The sequence below is a fragment of the Hymenobacter jeongseonensis genome (assembly GCF_015694725.1).
GTDB lineage: Bacteria > Bacteroidota > Bacteroidia > Cytophagales > Hymenobacteraceae > Hymenobacter > Hymenobacter jeongseonensis.
Genome location: NZ_JADQDQ010000002.1, coordinates 393,802 through 417,300 on the forward strand (window position 1 = coordinate 393,802; position 23,499 = coordinate 417,300).

Annotated in this window: 14 protein-coding genes; 10 read left to right on the plus strand and 4 right to left on the minus strand. The window is 60.7% G+C overall.

Features of this window, described 5'->3' with window-relative positions; genetic code table 11:
* Positions 1 to 18: 18 nt before the first annotated feature.
* Genes I2I05_RS05310 through I2I05_RS05320 form a run of 3 tightly spaced genes read right to left on the minus strand, consistent with a single transcriptional unit; the run spans position 19 to position 3,255 of the window.
* Positions 19 to 1,260: an ABC transporter permease gene (locus I2I05_RS05310; RefSeq protein WP_196281186.1), complete on the minus strand. Its 1,242-nt coding sequence runs from the start codon at positions 1,258 to 1,260 to the stop codon at positions 19 to 21.
* A gap of 27 nt (positions 1,261 to 1,287) precedes the next feature.
* A complete protein-coding gene (locus tag I2I05_RS05315) occupies positions 1,288 to 2,529 on the minus strand; it encodes an ABC transporter permease (RefSeq protein ID WP_196281187.1) in 1,242 nt (413 codons plus the stop codon).
* Between the two features lie 12 nt (positions 2,530 to 2,541).
* Positions 2,542 to 3,255 carry an ABC transporter ATP-binding protein gene (locus I2I05_RS05320; RefSeq protein WP_196281188.1) on the minus strand — a complete coding sequence of 238 codons (714 nt, stop codon included), beginning with the start codon at positions 3,253 to 3,255 and terminating at the stop codon, positions 2,542 to 2,544.
* Positions 3,256 to 3,626: 371 nt separating this feature from the next.
* Between I2I05_RS05320 and I2I05_RS05325 the strand changes: the two genes are divergently transcribed.
* From I2I05_RS05325 to I2I05_RS05365, 9 genes are all read left to right on the plus strand, one after another.
* Positions 3,627 to 6,482 carry a M16 family metallopeptidase gene (locus I2I05_RS05325; RefSeq protein WP_196281189.1) on the plus strand — a complete coding sequence of 952 codons (2,856 nt, stop codon included), beginning with the start codon at positions 3,627 to 3,629 and terminating at the stop codon, positions 6,480 to 6,482.
* Between the two features lie 320 nt (positions 6,483 to 6,802).
* Positions 6,803 to 8,848: a HelD family protein gene (locus I2I05_RS05330; protein WP_230688167.1), complete on the plus strand. Its 2,046-nt coding sequence runs from the start codon at positions 6,803 to 6,805 to the stop codon at positions 8,846 to 8,848.
* A 264-nt stretch (positions 8,849 to 9,112) separates the two neighbouring features.
* Positions 9,113 to 9,403, plus strand: coding sequence for a recombinase family protein (locus I2I05_RS05335; protein WP_196281191.1), 291 nt, complete (start codon positions 9,113 to 9,115; stop codon positions 9,401 to 9,403).
* A gap of 132 nt (positions 9,404 to 9,535) precedes the next feature.
* Entirely contained in the window at positions 9,536 to 12,319 is a 2,784-nt protein-coding gene (locus I2I05_RS05340; protein ID WP_196281192.1) for a substrate-binding domain-containing protein, read from the plus strand.
* A 352-nt stretch (positions 12,320 to 12,671) separates the two neighbouring features.
* Positions 12,672 to 15,836 carry a SusC/RagA family TonB-linked outer membrane protein gene (locus I2I05_RS05345; RefSeq protein WP_230688168.1) on the plus strand — a complete coding sequence of 1,055 codons (3,165 nt, stop codon included), beginning with the start codon at positions 12,672 to 12,674 and terminating at the stop codon, positions 15,834 to 15,836.
* A gap of 21 nt (positions 15,837 to 15,857) precedes the next feature.
* Positions 15,858 to 17,579, plus strand: a complete 1,722-nt coding sequence (locus I2I05_RS05350; protein WP_196281193.1) for a RagB/SusD family nutrient uptake outer membrane protein — start codon at positions 15,858 to 15,860, stop codon at positions 17,577 to 17,579.
* A gap of 190 nt (positions 17,580 to 17,769) precedes the next feature.
* Complete coding sequence (locus I2I05_RS05355; RefSeq protein ID WP_394368725.1) at positions 17,770 to 19,092, plus strand: sugar porter family MFS transporter; 1,323 nt, start codon at positions 17,770 to 17,772, stop codon at positions 19,090 to 19,092.
* Positions 19,093 to 19,113: 21 nt separating this feature from the next.
* Positions 19,114 to 20,016, plus strand: coding sequence for a carbohydrate kinase family protein (locus I2I05_RS05360; protein WP_196281194.1), 903 nt, complete (start codon positions 19,114 to 19,116; stop codon positions 20,014 to 20,016).
* Positions 20,017 to 20,040: 24 nt separating this feature from the next.
* Positions 20,041 to 21,561, plus strand: a complete 1,521-nt coding sequence (locus I2I05_RS05365) for a glycoside hydrolase family 32 protein (RefSeq protein ID WP_196281195.1) — start codon at positions 20,041 to 20,043, stop codon at positions 21,559 to 21,561.
* Positions 21,562 to 21,947: 386 nt separating this feature from the next.
* Here I2I05_RS05365 and I2I05_RS05370 read toward each other — a convergent pair whose 3' ends face one another.
* A complete protein-coding gene (locus tag I2I05_RS05370; protein WP_317192319.1) occupies positions 21,948 to 22,652 on the minus strand; it encodes a DDE-type integrase/transposase/recombinase in 705 nt (234 codons plus the stop codon).
* A gap of 551 nt (positions 22,653 to 23,203) precedes the next feature.
* Here I2I05_RS05370 and I2I05_RS05375 point away from each other — a divergent pair.
* On the plus strand, positions 23,204 to 23,446 hold the full coding sequence (locus I2I05_RS05375; protein WP_196281197.1) for a site-specific integrase: 243 nt from the start codon (positions 23,204 to 23,206) through the stop codon (positions 23,444 to 23,446).
* The last annotated feature ends 53 nt before the right edge of the window (positions 23,447 to 23,499 follow it).

Consider the following 23,499-nt stretch of genomic DNA (forward strand, 5'->3'; position numbering starts at 1 on the left):
TAAGTGCGGAATGGTGGGTTACTCGTCTTTCAGCGCCACAACGGGCTGCACCCGGGCGGCAATGGTGGCGGGCAGCAGTCCCGCCAGGGCGCCGGCGCCCACCAGCAGCGCCACCGCCAGCAGGGCCACGCCCACGTCAACCTGCGGATTGGCAAAAAAGCTAATGTCCTCGCCTTCAATCATGGCACTGATGCCGGCCATTAGGGCCGTGCCGCCCAGCAAGCCCACCAGGCCCGCCGCCGCCGTCAGCACAATACTTTCCTGCACAATCAGGCTCACGATGCTGCCCGGCGTGGCCCCCAGCGCCTTGCGGATGCCAATTTCCTTGGTCCGTTCCTTCACCACAATGAGCATGATGTTGCTCACCCCGATGATGCCCGCCAAAATGGTGCCGATGCTGACCAGCCAGCTAAAGGCCGTGATGCCCGAAAACAACCCCTGCACGCGGGCAAACTCCTCTTCCACGTTGGCCGACCCCAAGGCGCGGTCGTCCGTGGGGGCCACTTTGTGCTGGCGACCCAGCACCTGCTTGGCTTTGGTCTCGACGATGGAGGCCGGGGTGCCCGTCAAGGGGATAAAGGCGAAGTAGTCGACTTGATTGGTTTGGTTGAAGGCCACCTGCAGCGTAGTCAGGGGCACAATGATGGTTTGGCCGTTGCGCTCTGCCTCTTCCGCTTTGCCCGTGCCCTTGAACACGCCCACCACCTGAAAATAACTCCCTTTGATGTTGATGTAACGGCCCAGCGGGTTGGCTTGGCCAAAAAGCACGTCCAGCACCCGGTCGCCAATAACGGCGACTTTGCGCCGCCCCGTGATGTCCATGGTGTTGATGAACCGGCCGCTCGTCAGGTTGACGGCCTGCACCGCGGGGTAGCCCGGGTACTCGCCATTGACGGAAAACGACGCGTTTTTGGTCCCGTACTGCACCGTGAACGTGCCATGCAGCGAGGCGCGCGGCAGCACCAGCGCCGCCTCGGGCACTTCGCGTTCCAGCGCCGTCACATCGTCGTTGGTGAACTGCAGCCGGCGGCCGGCTTTCAGCCCCATGTAAGGCACGCTGGTGCGCTGCGACCACACAAAGACCGAGTTTTTGGCGACGTCAAACTCCTTCTCCACGCCATTGCGGAAGCCTTTGCCCGCCGCCAGCAGCACCGCCAGCATGAAGATGCCCCAAAACACTCCGAACGCCGTCAGGCCCGTGCGCAGCTTGTGCCGCTGCACCGTGCCGAGGATTTCCTGCCATTTATCAAGGTCAAACATGACTGCCGGGAGTTAGCAACGGTGGATTTAATCAGCCCGCAACGCTTCAATGGGTTTGATGTTTGCCGCTTTGGTAGCGGGCACTAAGCCCGCCACGGCGCCCGCCACCACCAGCAGCACAATAGCGCTGATGGCCACGGTCAGGTTCACTTCCGGGCGGTCGAAGTAGGAGGTCGTCCCTCCTGCTTTCTCCAATGCGTAGCGAATGCCATCAAGCACTGCCACCCCGGCCAGCAGGCCCAGGTAGCCCGCCAGCGCGGTTATCACCACCGATTCCTGCACTATCATGCTCACGATGCTGAATGGCGTGGCCCCCAAAGCTTTGCGCACCCCGATTTCGCGGGTGCGCTCCTGCACAATGATGAGCATGATGTTGCTCACGCCCACCACGCCGGCCACCAGCGTCAGTACCCCAATAACAGACACAAACAGCTTGATGCCCAAGAACAAGCCTTGAAACCGCTGCACCTCCTCCTCGTTGTTGTTCAGGTTTAGGGCCTGCTTATCGGCCGGGTCGAACTGGTGCCGGCGGGCCAGCAGCAGGCGCACCTGGTCGGCCAGGTCTTTCACGGGCAAGCCGCTGCGGGTGGTCAGGCCCAGCAGGTGCACTTGGTTGTATTGATTAAACGTGGTTTGGAACGTGCTGAATGGCACGTAGGCGCGCTCCTCGTTGCGGCCCTGGTTTTGGGTTGTCGTGAAGATGCCCACTACCCGGAAATACACCCCTTTGATGCGCACGTACTGGCCCACCGCCGGCTCGTCGCCAAACAGCACCTTGCGGACTTTTTCGCCCATCACCAGCACTTTGCGTTGCTCAGCCAGGTCGAGAGGGCTCAGCAAGCGGCCTTGCTTCAACTCCTCGCCGTTGATAACGAAGAATTCTCCATTGGCCCCAAACACCTGATACGAGCCGTTTTTGGTGCCCCGCTCAATGGTGTACTCGCCCGAGAGCCGGTTGCGGGGCGCCACCAGTTCCACGCCGTCGATGCTGCGGCGCACGGCTTCCATGTCCGTATTCGAAAGCTTGATTTCGCGGCCCGGTTTCATGCCCTGCCACGGCAGCGAGGTCTTCCCGCCGCTCACAAACAAGCTGTTGCGTGCCGTGGCGCCAAACTCTTTGAAGATGCCGTTTTCCATGCCCTTGCCCGCTCCCAGCAACAGCACCAGCATGAAGATGCCCCAAAACACTCCAAACGCCGTCAGACCCGTGCGCAGCTTGTTGCGGCGCATGGTGTCGAGGATTTCCTGCCATTTATCGAGGTCGAACATCGCACAGGAGCGTTAGGTAGCCAGCAGGTGGCGGGGTTGCTCAGACAGCTCTTCGGTTTCGTCGCTCACAATGCGGCCGTCGCGCACCCGCACCATCCGGTCGGTTTGGGCGGCGATGTCGTGCTCGTGGGTCACGATGACGACCGTCATCCCGGCGCGGTTCACCTGCTTGAAAATGTCCATCACCTCCTGAGTAGTTTGGGTGTCGAGGGCTCCGGTGGGCTCGTCGGCCAGAATTAGCTTGGGCTGGCTAATGAGGGCCCGGGCAATGGCCACGCGCTGTTTCTGGCCGCCGCTCAGCTCCGAGGGCAGGTGGGTAGCCCAATCGCGCAGGCCCACCCGGTCGAGGTATTCCAGGGCGCGGCGGTTGCGTTCGCGCCGGCCCACTTGCTGGTAATACAGGGGCAGCGCCACGTTTTCCATGGCGTTTTTGAAGCCCAGCAGGTTGAAGGACTGAAACACAAAGCCCAAAAACCGATTGCGATACTGCGCCGCCCGGGCCTGCGACATGCTGCGGTCGATGCGCGTGCCAGCCAAAAAGTAACTGCCCGCGTCAAAGTCGTCGAGCATGCCCAGGATATTAAGCAAGGTACTTTTGCCCGAGCCCGAGGAGCCCATAATGCTCACCAGCTCCCCTTCCCGCACGTGCATATCGATGCCCTTGAGCACTTCGAGGCGGTGGGCCCCCACGGCGTAGCTTTTGCGAATGCCCTCCAGTTTAATCATGGCCGTAGATAAAGCGCGAGAGATGCTCTATTCCTGCCCTTCGTTGCCCAGGGACGAGTTCCCAAGCATTGTCCGCAGTTAGGCCCCATCCGCGGGGCTTGATGGCAGCAAGTGGAAAATTGCAAAGCAACAGGGACTCCGCGCGTGAAACAGAGGCACTAATTTAAGAAAATATAAAAAGTAAAAAAGCTGAAGTAGAGCAAACTAAATCCGCTCGTCGGGGCACGGCAAATGCGAAGCCAAATGTGGTTGGGGAAGCCCTCGTAAAGCGGCGGTTGGTCAAACCCCTACTTTCTCGTTTCCGCTCGTTCTGCGGATAAGCACTACTATTGCTTTTCTTCTCTCGACCATTCCTTACTTTCCTCCGGACGATGCGTCAACACGCTACTAAACTTGCGGCCCTGCTGCTCTCGGCCGCTTCGCTGGCGGCTACTTCCTCCTGCAAAACTGCCCAGCAACCGGCAGCCGCCAAAGCCCGCGCGTTTTCCTTGCCCTACGAAAAATTTGTGCTGGAAAATGGCCTGGAAGTCGTGCTACACGAAGACCACTCGGACCCCATCGTGGCCTTCGCGACGGTCATGCACGTGGGCTCCAACCGCGAGAAGCCCGGCAAAACGGGCTTTGCCCACTTCTTCGAGCACATGTCCTTCAACGACTCGGAGAATGCGCCGGTCGGGGCTAACCGCAAGCTCATCGAGGAATGGGGCGGACAGCGCAACGGCAGCACCTGGAACGACGGCACCCAGTACTACGAAGTCGTGCCCAAGGATGCCTTCGACAAAATCATGTGGATAGACTCCGACCGGCTCGGCTACATGATTAAAACCGTGACCGCCGAGGCCCTGGCCCGTGAAATCCAAGTGGTGAAAAACGAGAAGCGGCAGAACTACGACAACGTGGCTTACGGCTTTACCAACGAGGTGCTGCGCAAAAATCTGTACCCAGCCGACCACCCCTACAACTGGACGGTAATCGGCTCGTTGCCGGATTTGCAGGCCGCCACGCTGGCCGATGTGCAGGAGTTCTACCACCAGTACTACGGCCCGAACAATGCCACGCTGGTCATTTCCGGCGACATCAACATCGCCGAAACCAAGGCCAAGGTGCAGCGTTGGTTTGGCGAAATCAAGAAAGGTCCGGAAGTGAAGCCCCTCAAGCCTCGGCCCGCGGGCCTGACCCAAACCAAGTCGCTGTATCTGGAAGACAATTTTGCCCGCCTGCCACAGCTGCAGGTGGTATTCCCCAGCATCCAGGAGTACCACCGCGATACCTATGCGCTGGACGTGCTGAGCCAGCTGTTGGCCGGCAACCGCACTTCGCCTCTCTATAAAGTGATTGTAGAAGAGCAGAAGCTGGCGCCTAATGTGGGGGCCTATCAGTACAGCAGTGAACTGGCGGGCGAATTCATCCTGCAGGTGCGCGCCAATCCGAACACGAGTTTGCAGCAGGTGCACAGCGCCATTCAGGAGGGCCTGCAGCGCTTCGAAACCCAGGGCTTTTCGGATACCGAGCTCCAACGCATTCGGGCCAAAATCGAAACCGACTTGTACGCCGGCGTGGAGTCGGTGCTGAGCAAAGCCCTGCAAATGGGCCGCGACAACGAGTTTGCCGGCGACCCTGCCTACATCAGCAAAGCCGCCCAACTGGCCCAGGCCGTGACGCGCGACGACGTGATGCGTGTGTACAACCAGTACCTGAAAGGCAAGCCCTACGTGATGACCAGCGTGGTGCCCAAGGGCCAGCAAAACTTGGTAGTGCAGGGCGCGCAACTGGCCACGGTGTACCAGGAAAAAGTGGTGGCCGGGGTGCAGAACGAGGACGTGGGCCAGGGCAAGGAAGCCGAGTTTGAAAAAACCGTCACCAAAAACGACCGGTCGGAGCCGCCCTTCCTGGAAACCCCGCTGTTTAAAGTGCCCGCCATCTGGAATGCTTCGCTGGCCAACGGCCTGAAAGTATACGGCATCGACAACCGCGAAATTCCGCTCGTCTCGTTTGACGTGACCATTCCCGGCGGCCATGCCCTGGACCCGCTGGCCAAAGCCGGAACGGCCGCGCTGATGGCCCAGCTGCTGATGCAGGGCACGGCGCAGAAAACGCCGGCCCAGCTGGAAGAAGCCATCGACTTGCTCGGGGCCACCATTTCAGTGAACAGCGCCAACGAAGAAATCCGGGTGCAGGCGCGCTGCCTGGCCCGCAACTTCGCGCCCACGCTGGCCCTGGTGCAGGAAATCCTGCTGCAGCCCCGCTGGGACGCGGCCGAGTTTGCCCGCCTCAAACGCTCGTTGGCCACCAACCTGAAGGGGCAGGAAGCCAACCCCACCGCCGTGGCCAGCCAGAACTTTCTCAAATTGCTGTACGGCCCCAATCACATTTTCAGCACCCCGAGCAGCGGCACGTTGGAAACCACGGCCGGCCTCACGCTCGACGATTTGAAAGCGTACTACCACGCGAACATCTCGCCTTCCGGGGCGGCCGTGCACGTGGTGGGCGCCATCGACCAGAACACGGTGGCGGCGGCGTTGCGGCCCTTGGAAACCGGCTGGGCCGCCAAAGCAGTCAGCGTGCCGAAGCAGACGATACCCGCCCAAACCCTGGGCGGCAACGTCTACTTCATCGACGTGCCCGATGCCAAGCAGTCGGTGCTCTACATCGGCAAGCTGGCGCTGGCCGGCTCGGACCCCGACCTGAGCAAAGCCACGTTTGCCAACGCCGTGCTGGGCAGCGGGGCCAGCGGGCGCCTGACCCAGCTGCTGCGCATTCAAAAAGGCTATACCTACGGCGCGGGCTCGTCGGTGCAGGAGCTAAAGGAACTGGCCCCGTTTGTGGTGTCGACCAGCGTGCGCGCCAACGCCACCGGGCCCTCGCTGCAGCTCATCCGCCAGCTGCTGACCGATTACGGCCCGACCTTTAGCCAGGCCGACGTGGACATTGCCAAAAGCAAAATATTGAAGGGCAACACCCTGGTCTACGAAAGCCAGGGCGCGAAGCTGAACATCCTGCGGCGCATCAGCAAGTTCAACAAGTCCCCGAAATTCATCGAGGACGACCAGCAGCAGCTCATGCAAATGGGGGTGTCGGATTTCAAAGCCACCATCGGCAAATACATGCAGGAAAAAGAGCTGGTGTACGTCGTGGTGGGCGACAAGGCCACGCAGTTGGACGAGGTAAAAAAGTTTGCCAACGGCAAGGTTACCCTGCTGGATGCCACGGGCAGGCCGGTACAATAAATAGGGCTTGGTAAAGCCCGACGGAAAAGCGCGGCTTCCTGAAAAGGAGCCGCTCTTTTTGGTGGTAGCTGAGTCGTCGGGGCAGAAGTAGTGCTAGGATATAACCTGTTCAAAACGAATCTAGCAGCTCAAATATTAGTACCGATAATCGTTCGTTGTCGGCACTAAAATTGCCCGCTAAAAGCACGAACTGCCCGCTTGTAGAGCCCCCCCGCCTGCCGGGTTGCCGGAGCAGCGTGTGGCTCATGCTAGCGGCGAAACGTTTCGGTAAGCTGGAATTTAAGGTGACCTTTGTGGCCCATTTCACAGAGCCACTCGGGATGAACGCGACGGAACACGAAGAGAGAGAATACCTGGAAGAAATCAAGGAGAAGCTCACGCTGGCCATCCGGCGGGTAGATGCGTCGGTGCGGCAGTTTTCTGATGAGCTGCGCGAGAAGAAAGAGTACATCCACGAGCACCAGTCCGGCATGGACGACGCGGATATGGTGGCCGCCGGCCAGTCCATCAACCGCATGGCGTTCACGGGCGAAGCGGCCGTGGCCCGGAAACGGAAACTGCTCAAGCTGGTGCAGTCGCCCTATTTTGGCCGTATCGATTTCGTTGCGCGAAACCAAGACTCCTTGCCGGTGTACATCGGCATTTACTCCTTCATCGACGAGCAAAAGCGCCAGGGCCTGATTTTCGACTGGCGGGCCCCCATCTCGTCCCTGTTCTACGACTTCGAGCTGGGGGAAGCTTCCTATGCCACCCCGTCCGGCACGGTTCAGGGCACCATTGCGCTGAAGCGGCAGTACAAAATCCGCGACGGGCGCCTGGAGTTTATGCTTGACAGCGACGTGAACATTCACGACGACGTGCTGCAACGCGAGCTGGCCAAGTCCAGCGACGACAAGATGAAAAACATCGTCGCGACCATCCAGCGCGACCAGAACGCGGTGATTCGCAACGAAACCGCGCCGGTGATGGTCATCCAGGGCGTGGCCGGTTCGGGCAAAACCTCCATTGCCCTGCACCGCATTGCCTTCCTTCTGTACCGCTACCGGGAGAGCATCCGGGCGCAGGACGTGCTTATCATCTCGCCCAATAAGGTCTTCGCCGACTACATTTCCAACGTGCTGCCCGAGCTGGGGGAAGAGCACCTGCCCGAGCTGGGCATGGACGAGCTGGCGGCCGACCTGCTCGAAAACCGCTACCCGTTCCAGACCTTTTTCGAACAGGTATCGGCGCTGCTGGACAAGCACGACCCGGCGTTCATCGAGCGCATGCAATTCAAGTCTTCGTCGGAATTCCTCAGCCAGCTCAACCAGTACCTGCTGCACGTGGAAAACCATTACTTCGCTGGCACAGACCTGCGCGTTGGCCGGACCGTTGTGCCCTTGCCGTTTATTCAGGCCAAGTTCAAGGCCTACCACCGGGTGCCGCTGCTGAAACGCCTGGCGCTGGTGGCCGAGGACGTGCGCAACCACGTGCGGGACGCCACCCGCCGCAAGCTGACCGGCCAGGAAAAAGGGGCCATTGGAGAGGCGATTCCCCGCATGTTCAAGTTCAACAACGTGCTGGACTTCTACCGGGATTTTTTTCGCTGGATTGGCAAGCCCGTGCTCTTCCGCTTCGAGCACGGCATGCGCCTGGAATACGCCGACGTCTTTGCCCTCATCTACCTGCGGATACGGCTGGAAGGCATCACGGCCTACGACCACGTCAAGCACCTGCTGGTGGACGAGATGCAGGACTATACGCCCGTGCAATACGCGGTGTTATCGCGCGTGTTTAGCTGCCGCAAGACCATCCTGGGCGATGTCAGCCAGACGGTGAATCCGTACAGCGCCTCCTCGGCCGAAACCATCGAGCGCGTGTTCCCGCAAGCCGAGGTGGTGCGACTGTACCGTAGCTACCGCTCAACCGTCGAGATTACCGCCTTTGCGCAGCGCATCACGCCTAACTCCCACATCATCCCCCTGGAACGGCACGGGCCGGCGCCCGTCGTCGCCCGCTTCGACCGCCAGGAAGCGGAGTTGCAGGCCATTGAGGGGATGATAACCGCCTTTCGCAGCTCCGGCAATCATTCCCTGGGCATTATCTGCAAGACGCTTCGGCAGGCCGAGCAAGCCCACCAGGCGCTGCAGGCTCCCGGCATTTACCTGCTCACGGACGAGTCCACGACGTTCAAAGAAGGGGTCATCATCACCACGGCCCACTTGGCCAAGGGCCTCGAATTTGATGAAGTCATTGTGCCTTTTGCCTCGGCCCGCACTTATAAAACGGAGGTTGATAAGAGCATGCTCTACGTTGCGTGCACCCGGGCCATGCACCAGCTCACGCTGACGTATTCCGGGGAGATGACGGCATTTATATCCAGCTAAAGCGCGGGGTCAGGGCCTGGTTTTGAATGCGTAGCCCCGGTTTCCTCCAACGGGATTTGGCATTGCGAACGGCCAACGGAAACTTCTCTTGCCGACAAGTGAACATCATCACACCTTGTTCGCCGCGGCCTTATCACCGGGCAGGAAGCCGAGTAGCAACGGGGTAGTGCGAGAGTAGGAACCGAAACCCCGCTAAGAGATTCGAGGCTGGTACTTGCTGATTCACCATTGGCTACTCTCCGTCCTTCGTCGTTCTCTTACGGCATGAAACAGCCACTCCAGCCCCGACATGTGCTTGAGAATTATCACCAGCCACAACTGGACTTTCTAGCGGCGCACCCAGCGGAACAGCGCGCGGAGTACGCCCGGTTGTTTCGGTTGAAAGCCGCCGGCGCCCTGGCCGCGCGGGTCGAACTAGACGAGATGCTCGTGCAATTGCGCCTGGGAGACACGGTCTACATCCATAAGCTCGACTTGGTGGCCGACCTGTACCGCCGCGGCATGGACCGGCATCCCAGTTCCTGCCCTACCCCCAATGCGGACCACAAGGCTTGAGTCCCTCGGCTGACAAATGCCAGGCCCTGAGTCGGCGATACTATATTTTGGGCATTATGTGGCGCGGCGGCCTACCTTTAAAATTAGCAAGGGCTTCTCTTCCGCAAATTATCCTCTTCCTGTTTCCCTATTATGATACCACTGGCTGCTGCTTTCCAGCACCTTGCGGTGCTCATTCGGGGCATCGTGCTGTTTCTGTTGCTGCTTGCCGCAGCTAGCTGTTCGGCTCCGGTTTCCCAACATTACCGAATCGGCTTCTCGCAGTGCACCAACGGCGATGCCTGGCGCCAGGCAATGCTCGCAGGCATGAAGAAAGAGCTTAGCTTTTATCCGCAGGTGAATTTTCGGATGAAGGACGCGCACGACAACAGCGCTTTGCAGCGGCGCCACATCCAGGAATTTTTGAACGAAGGCGTGGACCTGCTGATTGTTTCGGCCAACCAAGCCGAGCCCATCACGCCCATTGTCGAGGAAGCCTTTAACCGCGGTGTTCCGGTAGTGATACTGGACCGCCGCACCACTTCCAAGCTGTATACCGCTTACGTGGGCGGCAACAACCTGGAAGTGGGCCAGACGGCGGGCAACTACGCCAGCAGCTTGTTGCGCCAGCGGGGTAATGTGCTAGAAGTGCTGGGCGCGGCCGGCGCTTCGCCGGCCGAAGACCGCCACCGCGGGTTTGTGCAGGGGCTGGCTGCTTATCCGGGCATGCGCCTGGTGGCGCAGGTGCAGGGCGACTGGAAGCGCCCGTCGGTGCTGCGGGCGCTGCCCGCCGTGCTGCGCGCCCACCCGGAGGTGGACCTGATTTTTGCCCACAATGACCGGATGGCGCTTGGGGCCTACCAGGTCTGCAAGCAACTGGGGCTGGACCGCCGCATCCGCATCATCGGGGTCGACGGCTTGGCCGGGCCGCAGGGCGGCATCCAGCTGGTGCAGGACAAGGTGCTCACGGCCACGCTGCTGTACTCACCGGGCGGTGAAGAGGCCATTCGCACCGCCATGAAGATTCTGCAGAAACAGCCCTTCGAGAAGGAAAACATACTCAGCACCATGGTCATCGACTCGACCAATGTGCTGACGATGAAGATGCAGACCGAGAAGCTGGGGAGCCAGCAGCAGGACATCCAGCGGCAGCAGCAGCTGCTCCGGGAGCAGCTGGCCACTTATGCCAGCCAGCAAACCGTGCTGTATATCCTGGCAGCGGCGCTGCTGGGCGCGCTGGTACTGGGGGTGATACTGTGGCGGGCCTTCCAGGTCAACCGGCGCATCACGCGCAAGCTGGCCGGGCAGAACGAGGAAATCCGGGCCCAGCGCAACCAGATTGAGGCGCTGGCCGAGCAGGCCCGCGTCGAAACCGAGGCCAAGTTGCGCTTCTTCACCAACTTCTCGCACGAGCTGCGCACGCCGCTCACCCTCATCATGGGGCCGGTGGAAGAGCTGCTCACCAACGGTGCCGACCTCTCGGCCCCGCAGCGCCACGACCTGGGGCTGGTGCGGCGCAATACTCAGCGCCTGCTGCAGCTAGTCAACCAGTTGCTGGACTTCCGCAAAATCGACGTGGGCAAAATGCCCGTGCGCGCCACCGAAGGCAACGTGGTAGCCTTCGTGCGGGACATTATGGACGTGTTTGAGAAGCCGGCCCGGCAGCGGGGCATCAGTCTGCGGTTTCTGCCCGCCGAGCCCAGCATCCGGCTGTGGTTCGACGTCAATATTCTGGACAAGGTCATTTTCAATCTGCTGTCCAATGCCTTGAAATTCACGCCCGAGCGCGGGCAAATCACCGTCAGTATTCAGCCGCTGCCAGCCGAGGGCCAAGTGCGCATCAGCGTGGAAGACACGGGCCGCGGCATCAGCGAGCAGGACCGGGCGCACATCTTCGAGTGGTTTTACCAGGGGCAGCAAGGCGTGGCCAAGGGCTCGGGCATGGGCTTGGCCCTGTCGATGGGATTGGTGCGGCTGCATCAGGGCGAGCTGACGTTTACGAGTACGCCGGGCCAAGGCAGCATCTTTACGGTGACCCTGCCGCGGGAATTGCCGGCCAGCATGCGCAGCACCGAAGCCCCGGCGCCGGCCCTGGCCTTGGCCGAGGAGGAACTAGACCTCTCCGTAGCGGAAGAAACCCCGGCGGCCCGCCGCGCCGGCAAAGACAACAAAGCCCTGGTGCTGGTCATTGAAGACAACGCGGAGGTGAATGCATTTCTGGCCCAGAAGCTGCGCCCGCACTTCCAGGTGCAGACCGCCACTGACGGCGCCACCGGCCTGCGCCTGGCCGCCGACACCATCCCTGACCTAATCGTGTGCGACGTAATGCTGCCCGAAGTAACCGGCCTGGAGGTGGTGGCCCGGCTCAAGGGAGACTGGCGCACCTCGCACATTCCGGTGGTATTGCTCACGGCGCGCAGTGCGCCCGAGCAGCAAGTGGAGGGCGTGCAAGCCGGTGCCGACCTCTACCTGACCAAGCCCTTCAACCCAACCTTCCTGCTCGAAAACCTGCGCACCCTGCTCGGCAACCGCGACCGGCAGCGCGAGCATTTCCGGCGCGAGCTGTCGGTGGACACGGCCACCGTCGCGCCGCAGCGCGTCGACCAGAAATTCCTGGCCGACCTCACGGCCATTGTGGAAGCCAACCTAGGCAATGCCAAGCTGAGCGTGGAAGACGTGGCCCGCAGTCTGGGCACCTCGCGGGTGCAGCTCTACCGCAAAACCAAGGCCCTGCTGGGCACGGGCGTTACTGACTTTATCCAGGACATCCGCCTGACCAAAGCTCGGCAGCAACTGCTCAACCCTGAGCTCAATATTGCCGATGTAGCCTACCAATTGGGCTTCACCTCGCCGTCGTACTTCTCGGCCAGCTTCAAGGCCAAGTACCGCATCTCGCCCTCCGAGTTCCGGGCACTGCACACGACGCCGAGCGCGTGAATCAATTCTGACAGTCCGGTAACATGAGTGATAGACTAGGGACTGTTTAGGATAAATTCGCCTTGTATATTTTCTGATTATCAGCACGTTGTAATATTTGTTGTAGGCGAACGAATAGTGATACTATTTGGGTTAATCGCGCTACCTGCTGGGCCCGGCGCTGCCCCACCTTTGGGATATGAAGCCGTCGTGCCTGCTCCCTTATTTTCCTGCCCTCTCAGTTGCAGCTCCCGTGCTGCCTGCCGCCTACAATCGTTTCCGGACGAGCGGTGTAAGTACTGAAGCGCCCCTGAAGGAGTGTGGCTTGATGCACAAACGCTGCATTTTTCCACTTTCACTTTTTCAAATTCCCATGCGCAAACAAGTACTTCTGGCGCGACGGCTGCTGTTGCCGTCGATGCTGGCCGCCGTGCCCATGCTGGCCACCGCGCACCCCAATGGGGCCTACTCTAGTGAGACTATCGCGGCACCAGCGGTCCAGGCCGACCGTCCCATCACGGGCCGTGTGACCGACGAAAAAGGCGAAGGCCTGCCCGGCGTAACAGTGCTCGTAAAAGGCACCGCTCTTGGGACGGGCACCGGACCGGACGGCAGCTTCGCCCTCACCGTGCCCGACAACGCCACGCTGGTGCTCTCCTTCGTGGGCTACAAGACACAGGAAATCGCGGTGGGTAGCCAGACGTCAGTGGCCGTGCAAATGGTGGCCGACGCCGCAGCGCTGGATGAAGTAGTCGTAACCGGCTACCAAAGCCAACGCAAGGCCGACCTAACCGGCGCCGTGGCCGTGGTGAAGACCGACGAAATCAAGGACATGGCCTCCAACGATGTCACGCGCAACCTGCAAGGCCGCGTACCGGGCGTGCAAATCAACACCGACGGCGCGCCGGGCAGCACGGCCACCGTGCGCATCCGCGGCATCGGCACGTTGGGCAACAACGACCCGCTCTACGTCATCGACGGCATTCCCACGAAAGAGGGCATCAACCAAATCAACCAGAACGATATCGAGTCGATTCAGGTGCTGAAAGATGCTTCGGCAGCCAGCATTTACGGCTCGCGGGCGGGCAACGGGGTCATCATCATCACGACGAAGAAGGCCAAGCGCGGCGCGACGCGGGTCGATTTTTCCACCTTTTTCAGCGTGCAGCAGCCGGGGCCGCACATCAAGCTGCTCAACACCCAGGACTACGGCCGCGTGTACGCCCAGGCCGCCATCAACGACGGCACGGTTCCCAGCCTGCCCTACTACACCTTTCAGACTAGTCGCGACGCCAGCGGGAAGCTCGTGCTCAACGGCGTGACGGTGCCAGAGTTCATCGACGCTGACAAAACCCAGCGCGCCGCCAACACCGACTGGTTCAAGGAAACGGAGCAAAACGCGCTGATTCAGAGCTACAACCTGAGTTTGAGCAGTGGCAGTGAGCGGGGCGGCGCCTTGTTTTCGCTGAACTACTACGACAACAGCGGCACCCTGAAGCACACCAGCTTCGACCGCATGACGGCCCGCCTCAACTCCGACTACAACTTCCTGGATGGCAAGTTGAAAGTGGGCGAAAACCTGACGGTGGTGAAGTCCCAGCGGGCGGAATTTGACCTGAACCTCGTGCGCGACCGCACCACGCAGTTGCCTTCCATTGTGCCGGTGCGCACCGTGGATGGCGTGGGCTGGGGCGGGCCGGTGGCGGGCATGAGCGACCGCGACAACCCGCTGCGCCTGCTCACCGACAACAAGCAGAACCGCTCCAACACGGGCCGGGTGTTCGGCAACTTGTTTGCCGATGCCGAAATCCTGAAAGGCCTGCACCTGCGCACCAGCCTGGGCATCGACTACAGCCTCTTCAAGTACCGCCAGATTTATAAGACCTACAAGGCGGGCTTCCTCTCCGAGGCCAATAACCGCGTCACCGACAACAACCGTTTCTGGGGCAACTGGGTGTGGCAGAACACGCTCAACTACGACATGACCCTGGGCGGCAAGCACCAATTGGGCGTGGTGGCCGGCACGGAGCGCATCAGCTACTACGACGAGAGCAGCTTTGCTTCGCGCACCAACTTCGCCAGCGAAAACCCCGACTACGCCTACCTCGATGCGGGTGCCGCCAACAAAGACAACGGCGGCGGGGCCACGGCCTTCCGCCTGGCCTCCTACTTCGCCAAAGTCAACTACTCCTTCGCCGACCGGTACCTGCTGTCGGCTACCCTCCGCCGCGACGGCTCCTCGCGCTTCGGCGAAAACGAGCGGTTTGGGGTATTCCCGGCCTTGTCGGCGGGCTGGCGCCTGAGCGAAGAGGCCTTTGTGAAGGACGCGCTGCCCATTCTCTCCGACCTGAAGCTGCGCGCCGGCTGGGGCCAGACCGGCAACCAGGACATTGCCAACTTCGCTTCGCGGGGCCTCTATCAGTCGTTGCTGGGCACCCTGGACCCCAATTTCGAGTACGACCGCGGCACGGCCTACGACATCTACGGCAACGACACGAACCTGCCCTCGGGCTACCGCCGCGTGCAGCGCGCCAACCCGGGCCTTAAGTGGGAAACCACGACCCAAACCAACGTTGGCTTTGATTTCGGCCTGATGCAAAACAAGCTCTCCGGCTCAGTCGATTACTTCGTCAAGAACAGCGAGGACATCCTCGTGAACCTGCCTTTTCTGGCGGTGGTGGGCGAAGGCGGCGACCAGTTCGTGAACGGTGCCTCCATCCAAAATAAAGGCTGGGAATTCCTGCTCAGCTACCAAAGCGAGCTGGCCGGCGGGCTGACCTACGGCATCACGGGCAACCTTTCCACCTACCGCAATAAGCTCACGTTCCTGCCCGATGAAGTTATTAACGCCTACGGCGGCAACGGGCAGGACGTAACCCGGCTGGGCCACTCCATCAACGCGGTGTACGGCTACGTGGCCGATGGCCTCTACCAGAACTTCGCCGAGGTGAGCGGCGGCCCGACGCAGGTGGGCGCGGCACCCGGCCGCATTCGCTACAAGGACCTGAACGGCGACGGCAAGGTGGACAACTTCGACCAGACCTGGCTGACGGAAGGCGTGCCGAACTTCAACTACGGCCTGAACCTGAATGCCGGCTACAAGGGCTTCGATGCGCAGGTGTTCTTCCAAGGGGTGCAAGGCATTGACGCCTTCAACAACGCCAAATTCCGGACGGACTTCTCGTCGCTGGCTTCGGGCGAGAACTGGGGCCAACGCCTGCTGGGTGCCTGGACGCCGACCAATACCGGCTCCACTATTCCGGCCGCGACGCTCATCAACACCAACAACGAAGGCCGCGCTTCCACCTACTTCATCGAAAACGCTTCTTACCTGAAGCTGCGCAACGTGCAGCTGGGCTACTCGCTGCCCAGCAGCTGGGTGAGCCGGGGCAAGCTGCAGGGCGTGCGCGTGTACGTGCAGGGCCAGAACATCTTCACGGTCAAAAGCAAAGAATACACCGGCGCCGACCCCGAGGTGACCAACTACCAGTACCCGCTGCCGCGCATTTTCACCGCCGGCCTCAACGTCTCCTTCTAACCACCCACCCGCGCTACTCTCATGAAACTATTTAAAACCAGCGTGGTGGCTTTGTCGCTACTCGCATTTGCTTCCGGCTGCAACGACAACAAGTTCCTTGATGTGCAGCCCACCGGGGTCCTCAGCGACGAGGAGCTCAACACGCCCGCCAACATTGAAAAGCAGGTGATTGCCGCCTACTCCCAACTTGGCAACGACGTGTACCGCGCCCCCTACACCTCCATGTGGCCCTACGGCAACGTGCGCGGCGGCGACGCCTACAAGGGCGGCAACGGCACGGCCGATGTCGACGCCTTTCACTTCTACGAAACCTTCACGTTCAACCGCGTGGACGTCGGCAACACCGACGAGCTGTGGTTCCTGCTGTACATCGGCGTGTCGCGCTGCAACGACGCGCTGCGCCGCCTCGATGGGGTCGATGCGGCGGCTATGCCCACCAAGGCCGTGCGCCAGGGCGAAGTACGCTTCCTGCGCGGGCACTACTACTTCCTGCTGAAGGAGCTGTTCAAGCGTGTGCCGTACATCGACCAATCGGTGCCCACGGACCAGTACGGCGAGGTGTCGAATGTTGGCTTGAGCAATGACGAATTGTGGACCAAAATTGCCGATGACTTCCGCTTTGCCGTGGCCAACCTGCCCGAAACCCAGCCCGAAACGGGGCGGGTAACAAAGTCGGCGGCGCAAGCCTACTTGGCTAAAACGTTGCTCTACCAAGCCTATGTGCAGGGTGACAATAACGCCGTGACGAGCGTGGACCAAGGCAAGCTGCAGGAGGTAGTGGCGCTGACTGACCAAGTTATTGCCTCGGGCAAATACTCGCTGCACCCGGATTTTGCCACCAACTTTCTCACTATTGGCGACAACGGGGTGGAGTCGGTATTTGCCATCCAGTTCTCGCGCAACGACGGCACGCCCAAGGGCCGCACCAACCGCGGCAACGAGCTGAACTACCCCATGAACCCCGACTACGGCTGCTGCGGGTTTCACCAGCCCAGCCAAAACCTGGTCAACTCTTTCAAGACCGACGCTCAGGGCCTGCCGCTGTTCAACACGTTCAACAGCTCTGATTTGACGACTCCAGCGGACTTCCAGGCCAATACCGTGGACCCGCGCCTGGACCACACCGTGGCCATTCCGTCGCACCCCTACAAGTACCTGCCGACGTTCATTTTCGAAACCTCCTGGCTGCGCGACCAAAACACCTACGGCGTGTACATGTCGATGAAGGAAACGGTGCTGCCCTCCGACCCCAGCTTCCAGAAAACGCCGCCCTTCATGAATTCCTCGAAGAACTGGGCGCTTATTCGCTTCGCCGATGTGCTGCTGTGGAAGGCCGAAGCCCTGATTGAGCTGAACCGCGCTTCGGAAGCGCTGCCCCTCATCAACCAGCTCCGGCAGCGGGCCCAGAACAGCACGGGCCGCTTGAAAACCACGGCTGGCACCGCCATTTCCAACTACAACATCGGGCAGTACGGCGCCGCCCAATGGAACCAGTCGTACGCCCGCGAAGCCCTGCGCTTTGAGCGGCGCCTGGAGTTTGCCATGGAAGGCTACCGCTTCTTTGACCTGGTGCGCTGGGGCATTGCCGGCGACTACCTGAACGCCTACTTCGACAAAGAAAAGACCAAGCGCCTGTACTTAAAGGATGCACGCTTCACAAAAGGCCGCGACGAGTACCTGCCCATCCCCATCAACCAGATTAACTTCAGCAAAGGCCTGTACAAGCAGAATCCAGGTTGGTAAACAGCGAACAAATACGTGGAACCATCCGGTAGCGGCTGAGCCGAACCGTGGTGGGTGGACACAAGCCCTCTCTATAGGCTACATAGGCTTGGTATGCCAGAGGATGCTTACGCTCTGCCGCTGCTGGATGCACCCCGAACGCTCTTTCCAGGGTAACACCCCTTTCCTTATACTCTTAATCTATCCCACAGTGAAAAACCGCAACGTATTCTTTTGGTCCCTGGTGGTCGCGCTGGGCGGCTTCCTGTTCGGCTTCGACACGGCCGTGATTTCGGGCGCTGAAAAAGCCATCCAGCAGCTTTGGGGCCTGAGCGCCGTGGAGCACGGCTTCACCATTGCCATTGCCCTGATTGGTACCGTGTTCGGCGCCATCTTCGGGGGCATTCCTTCCGATAAATTGGGCCGGCGCAAAACGCTGGTGTTCATCGCCGTCCTGTATTTGGTGTCGGCGCTGGGCGCGGCGCTCACCAGTAGCTGGGTGCTGTTTGTGGTGTTCCGGTTTCTGGGCGGCCTGGGCGTAGGCGCGTCGTCGGTCACGGCGCCGCTCTACATCTCGGAGGTGTCGCCACCGGCGGTGCGGGGCCGCATGGTGGGCATGTTCCAGTTCAATATCGTGTTCGGCATCCTGGCCGCCTATCTCTCCAACTACCTGCTGGCCGGCACCGGCGAGCACGACTGGCGCTGGATGCTGGGCATTCAGGCTGTGCCGGCCGTGGCTTTCTTCCTGCTGCTGTTCCGCATTCCCGAAAGCCCACGGTGGCTGCTGGGCCAGGGTCGCGTCGAGGAAGGCCGCCAGGTGCTGCGCCTCATTAGCGCCGAAACGGCCGACGAGGACGTGCGCAACATTTTGAGCACCAACGCGGCCGACGAATCCGAGAGCACCTCGCTCTTTGCCCAGGCCTACCGTGGTCCGGTGCTGCTGGCCATGCTCTTTGCCGTGTTCAACCAAGTATCGGGCATCAACGCTATTATTTATTACGCCCCGCGCATCTTCGAAATGACGGGACTGGGCAAGGGCTCGGCGCTGCTGTCCTCGGCCGGTCTGGGCTTGGTCAACTTCGCCTTCACGCTGCTGGCCATGAACTTCATCGACCGCTTTGGCCGCCGCAAGCTCATGCTCATCGGCTCGGTTGGGCTGATTGCCACGCTGGCCCTGGTGGCCCGGGCCTTCTACACCGAGCAGTTTGGGGGCATGCTGGTGCCGGTGCTGCTGTTCGTGTACATCGCCTTCTTTGCGTTTTCGCAGGGCGCCGTTATCTGGGTGTTTATCTCCGAGATTTTCCCCAACAACGTGCGAGCCAAGGGGCAAGCCTTGGGCAGCTCCACCCACTGGGTGATGGCCGCACTTATCGCCTTCACCTTCCCCTGGTTTGCCGAGCACCTGGGCGGGGGCCACACGTTTGCGTTTTTTGCCACCATGATGGTGCTGCAGCTCGTGTTTGTGTGGCGCTTCATGCCCGAAACCAAAGGCACCAGCCTGGAGCAGCTGGAAAAGACCTTGGTTGTTCACTAACTCCTTAACGGTATCTTGATTATGCAGCCCAAAATAGTTTGTTTCGGCGAAACCCTGTGGGACGTGCTGCCCTCGGGCAAGCAGCCCGGCGGTGCTCCTTTCAATGTCGCGGTGCACCTGCACCAGTTGGGGCAGCCCGTGGAGCTCATCAGCCGCGTCGGCGACGACGACCTGGGCGCCGAACTGGTGGCTTTCCTGCACGAGCGCGGCCTGAGCACCGACTACGTGCAGCAGGGCCAAACCCACCTGACCGGCGTGGTGAAAGCCAACGTGGGCGACCGCAACGAGGTGGTGTACAAGATTGTGCAGCCCGTGGCCTGGGACTACATTCAGTACGAGGAGCGCCTGAGTCAGCTCGTGGCCGAGGCCGCGATGCTGGTGTTCGGCAGCCTGGCCGCCCGCACCCCCGCCACCCGCGAAACCCTGTACCGGCTGCTGCCGCAGGCAAAGTTTCGGGTATTCGATGTGAACATGCGCCCGCCGCACTACACCCGGCCGGTGGTGCAGTACCTGCTCGAGCACAGCGACTTGGTGAAGATGAACCACCACGAGCTGGCTGAAATCCTGGAATGGTTTGGCAAGAGTGCCGACGATGATTCGGCGCTGGAGTGGCTGGCCACGCGTTTCAACCTGCAGGCCGTGTGCGTGACGCTCGGGGCCGACGGCGCCCTGCTCTGGACCGGCGGCCAACTCTACCGCAGCCCCGGCGTGCCGGTGGAGGTAACGGACACCATCGGCAGCGGCGATGCTTTTCTGGCGGCGCTGCTCACCGGCTGGCTGGCCGGCCAGCCGCCGCAGGAGTGCCTGCAGTTTGCCTGCGCCACGGGGGCGCTGGTGGCCACTTACCAGGGCGCCACGCCCCTCATCACCCCCGCCGATGTGGCCGCGCTGCGTCAGGCGCAGTCGGTGTCTTTTCCCTCTTAAGCTTTTCAGCGCCTTGTTTCTCCCATGAAAAAGAACCTCTTGCTGTTGGCCCTGTTGGGCCTGGCTCAACTTGGCCACGCCCAAACGGCGGCGCCCGCTGCAGCGCCCCAGCCTACGCCGCAATACCGCCCGGCTTACCATTTCAGCCCCGCCGCGCACTGGATGAACGACCCCAACGGCATGGTGTACTACAAGGGCACCTACCACCTGTTTTTCCAGTACTACCCCGATGCCATGGTGTGGGGCCCGATGCACTGGGGCCACGCCACCAGCACCGACCTGGTGAGCTGGAAAGAGCAGCCCATTGCGCTGTACCCCGACAAATTGGGCTGGATTTTCTCGGGCAGCGCCGTGATAGATGTAAACAACACCGCCGGCTTTGGCAAAGACGCCATGGTGGCCATCTTCACCCACCACAGCTCGGAGGAAGAGAAGAAAGGCCAGAGCAAGCACGAGTACCAAAGCCTGGCCTACAGCCTCGACGAGGGCAAAAACTGGAAGAAGTACGAGGGCAATCCCGTGCTGCCCAACCCCGGCATTGCGGACTTTCGCGACCCCAAAGTGAGCTGGTACGAGGCCGGCAAGAAGTGGGTGATGACCCTGGCCACCAAGGACCGCATTACCTTCTACTCGTCGCCCAACCTGAAAAGCTGGACCAAGGAAAGCGAGTTTGGCGAGAAACTGGGCGCCCACGGCGGCGTGTGGGAATGCCCCGACTTGTTTCCGCTGACGCTCAACGGCAAAACCCACTGGGTGCTCATCGTGAACCTGAACCCCGGCGGGCCGAATGGCGGCTCGGGCACGCAGTACTTCGTGGGCAGCTTCGACGGCAAAACCTTCACCCCGAGCAGCACCGATACCAAATGGGCCGACTACGGCCCTGACAACTACGCCGGCGTCACGTTCGCAAACACCGGCCCCCGGCGCATCTTCATGGGCTGGATGAGCAACTGGAACTACGCCAACCAGGTGCCCACGGCGCCCTGGCGCAACGCCACCACGGTAGCCCGGGAGTTGGCCTTGCAGCAAGTGGGCTCGCAGCTTTACCTAGTCTCGCAGCCTGTGAAAGAAACGACAAAGCTCTTCTCCTCGGCCACCACATTAAAGGACCTTGCCGTCAATAAGGAGCTTGACCTCACGGCTAAGCTCAAGAGCGTAGGTGATAAGTTCCAATTGAAAATCAGTGCTAAGCAGCTGGCCAGCTTCTCCGTTGTGCTTTCCAATGCCAAGGGCGAAGAAGTCGTTATCGGCTTCGATAAGCCCACCAACCGCTACTTCATCGACCGGACCAAATCGGGCCAGACGGGGTTTAGCGACAAGTTTGCGGGCCGGCACACGGCACCCCGCTTGGCCACCACGCCCCAAGCCGACCTCACGCTCCTGGTCGATGCCACCTCCGTCGAAGTCTTTGCCGACCAGGGCCTCACGGTGATGAGCGAGCTGTTTTTTCCTACCGAGCCAATCTCTACGCTTCGCGTTTATTCCGGCACCGGCTTTCAGATTCAGGAACTGACGTACGCGCCCCTCGCGCCCAAGGCTCAGTAAACGGCGCAGCTATCAAGACTAATGCACCATTTGCTTTCTCAAGAGTGTTCGCGATGGCTAGTATGGAGTATACAGGCTGTTGAAAATTGTCCCTAGTAAGGATGCTGTGACGGAAATTACCGATAAAAGAGGCATTTGCATTGCCTAGCAGGCAATCATAACGGCAGTGCTGATTCCGCAGCAAGCAGAATTATTCTAGTTGGCCTCCCGTAATTCTTTTTCGACTTCTTTGGCTACTCCCTCACCAGGTCGGATAGACACTTTCAGCGAGCGACTGTGAAAGGTCGCTTTTGTTCACGAAAACGGCCCGAATGGTAAAAAGATAGGTAATTCCTACGCGACTAAGTTCTTTAATTGTTTTCTTGCTCAAAACTGAGGTAGTCTAGCTAATCCTTACAGCGTTGGGACGTGGTTTGAAAATGGGTTTTGAAGTTATTAGGGGCGTGGTAGCCGAGGGCCCAGGGGCGGCGTTTGGCATTGTAAAAGGCGACGTCGTGGGTGATTTCGAGCTGGGCTTGGGCTAAGCCCGGGAAGTAGTAGCCGCCGAGCAGTTCGGCTTTGAAGCGGCTCCAAAACGATTCGGCGGCGTCGGAGCAGTTGCCGCGCCGGCTCATGCTTTGCGGTGCGCCGTGTTTTGTAAGTAATTCTTTGAAGCGGGTGGCCGTGAACTGGCGGCCCCGGTCAGAGTGCACGCGGAGCCCGGCCGAGGACCGGCGCACGGCCAAGACGCGGCGCAACGCCTCGCTCACGAGGTCTTTGGGCACGGTGTCGCGCACGTCCCGGCCGACGGTTTTGCGCGAACAGCTGTCGAGCCACCTGACCAGGTAGAGCCAGTCTCCCCTTGGCGGGGCAGGTGCGTGACGTCGCCGACCCACACTCGGTTGGGGGCGGTGGGGGCCCGTTGACAGAGCAGGCGGTTGGGGCCGCGCGCACGGCGGAGTCGGAGTCGGTGGTGTGGGGCACGAACGAGCGGGGCTGATGGGCCAGCAAGTTGTGCGCTTGAAGTATGTGGCGGATACGTCCCCGGCCCACTTGATGCCTCTGGGCCTGCACCTCGGTCCGCAGCCAGCGCGTACAATAGCACTGAGCACGACAGTCAAATAATTATCTAACAACCACTTATTGACCCTGCTAAGCGTCGGACTGGCTCTGCTGCAGGTGCCAAGTATAGTAGGAGCTGGGCGCCACCCGCAAGATGTGGCAGAGCTGGTGCACAGGCACCTAGCCGGCGCGCCGGGCGATGTGCTGATAGGTACTCACTGTATCGGCTGGCCGAAGAGGACCAAGGCTTTTTAAATATCGAGCACCTGCGCCAGCCACTTGTTGGCTACCAGAAGGGCGCGCACCTACGGGTAGCGTGCCACCGCCACGCTGCCCACTTTGGCCACGAGTTGGGACTGCTGCCGGCGGTAAAGCAGCTTGGGGCTGATGCCTCACCAGGTACGACCCAACTGCCGGGCGGCCGCCTGCGTGCGGCGGCCTTCGCTGTCCAGGCGCAAGGCCTAGACCTTGAATACGTCGTCGTATTTACGCCATTGGTCGGGCGGCGCCCCAATCTTTTTTGCTGTCATCGCAGAAGAAATACACCTCCTGCTTCTATCCGACTTAGCTACACCAACTCAGCCCCCAAAACCTTCCCCGGGTGACATTCCCTTACCTTTACCTACCGCACGTGCAGCACCTGGCCGGCATCACCCGCCTGCCGGTGCTGTTTCCCACCGGGCGTAAAACGTTTGCCACCCTCAAAGTCGCCCAAGGCGTGCCCCGCTCCCAGGTGATGATGACCACTGGCCACCAAGCCGAAGCCAGCTTCAACCTCTACCTCGGCATCGACGAGAGCGAGTTGCTCACCTGGTACCGGCGAACGGCCCGCACAGTAGCCTAAAAAGGTGGCAGAAAGGGTGGCAGATGCGTGAAACGCTCGCCTACCTGGATGCA

Coding starts and splice junctions, on each gene's coding strand:
- I2I05_RS05310 (WP_196281186.1), bottom strand. CDS start 1,260: ATGTTTGACCTTGATAAATGGCAGGAAATCCTCGGCACGGTGCAGCGG.
- I2I05_RS05315 (WP_196281187.1), bottom strand. CDS start 2,529: ATGTTCGACCTCGATAAATGGCAGGAAATCCTCGACACCATGCGCCGC.
- I2I05_RS05320 (WP_196281188.1), bottom strand. CDS start 3,255: ATGATTAAACTGGAGGGCATTCGCAAAAGCTACGCCGTGGGGGCCCAC.
- I2I05_RS05325 (WP_196281189.1), top strand. CDS start 3,627: ATGCGTCAACACGCTACTAAACTTGCGGCCCTGCTGCTCTCGGCCGCT.
- I2I05_RS05330 (WP_230688167.1), top strand. CDS start 6,803: ATGAACGCGACGGAACACGAAGAGAGAGAATACCTGGAAGAAATCAAG.
- I2I05_RS05335 (WP_196281191.1), top strand. CDS start 9,113: ATGAAACAGCCACTCCAGCCCCGACATGTGCTTGAGAATTATCACCAG.
- I2I05_RS05340 (WP_196281192.1), top strand. CDS start 9,536: ATGATACCACTGGCTGCTGCTTTCCAGCACCTTGCGGTGCTCATTCGG.
- I2I05_RS05345 (WP_230688168.1), top strand. CDS start 12,672: ATGCGCAAACAAGTACTTCTGGCGCGACGGCTGCTGTTGCCGTCGATG.
- I2I05_RS05350 (WP_196281193.1), top strand. CDS start 15,858: ATGAAACTATTTAAAACCAGCGTGGTGGCTTTGTCGCTACTCGCATTT.
- I2I05_RS05360 (WP_196281194.1), top strand. CDS start 19,114: ATGCAGCCCAAAATAGTTTGTTTCGGCGAAACCCTGTGGGACGTGCTG.
- I2I05_RS05365 (WP_196281195.1), top strand. CDS start 20,041: ATGAAAAAGAACCTCTTGCTGTTGGCCCTGTTGGGCCTGGCTCAACTT.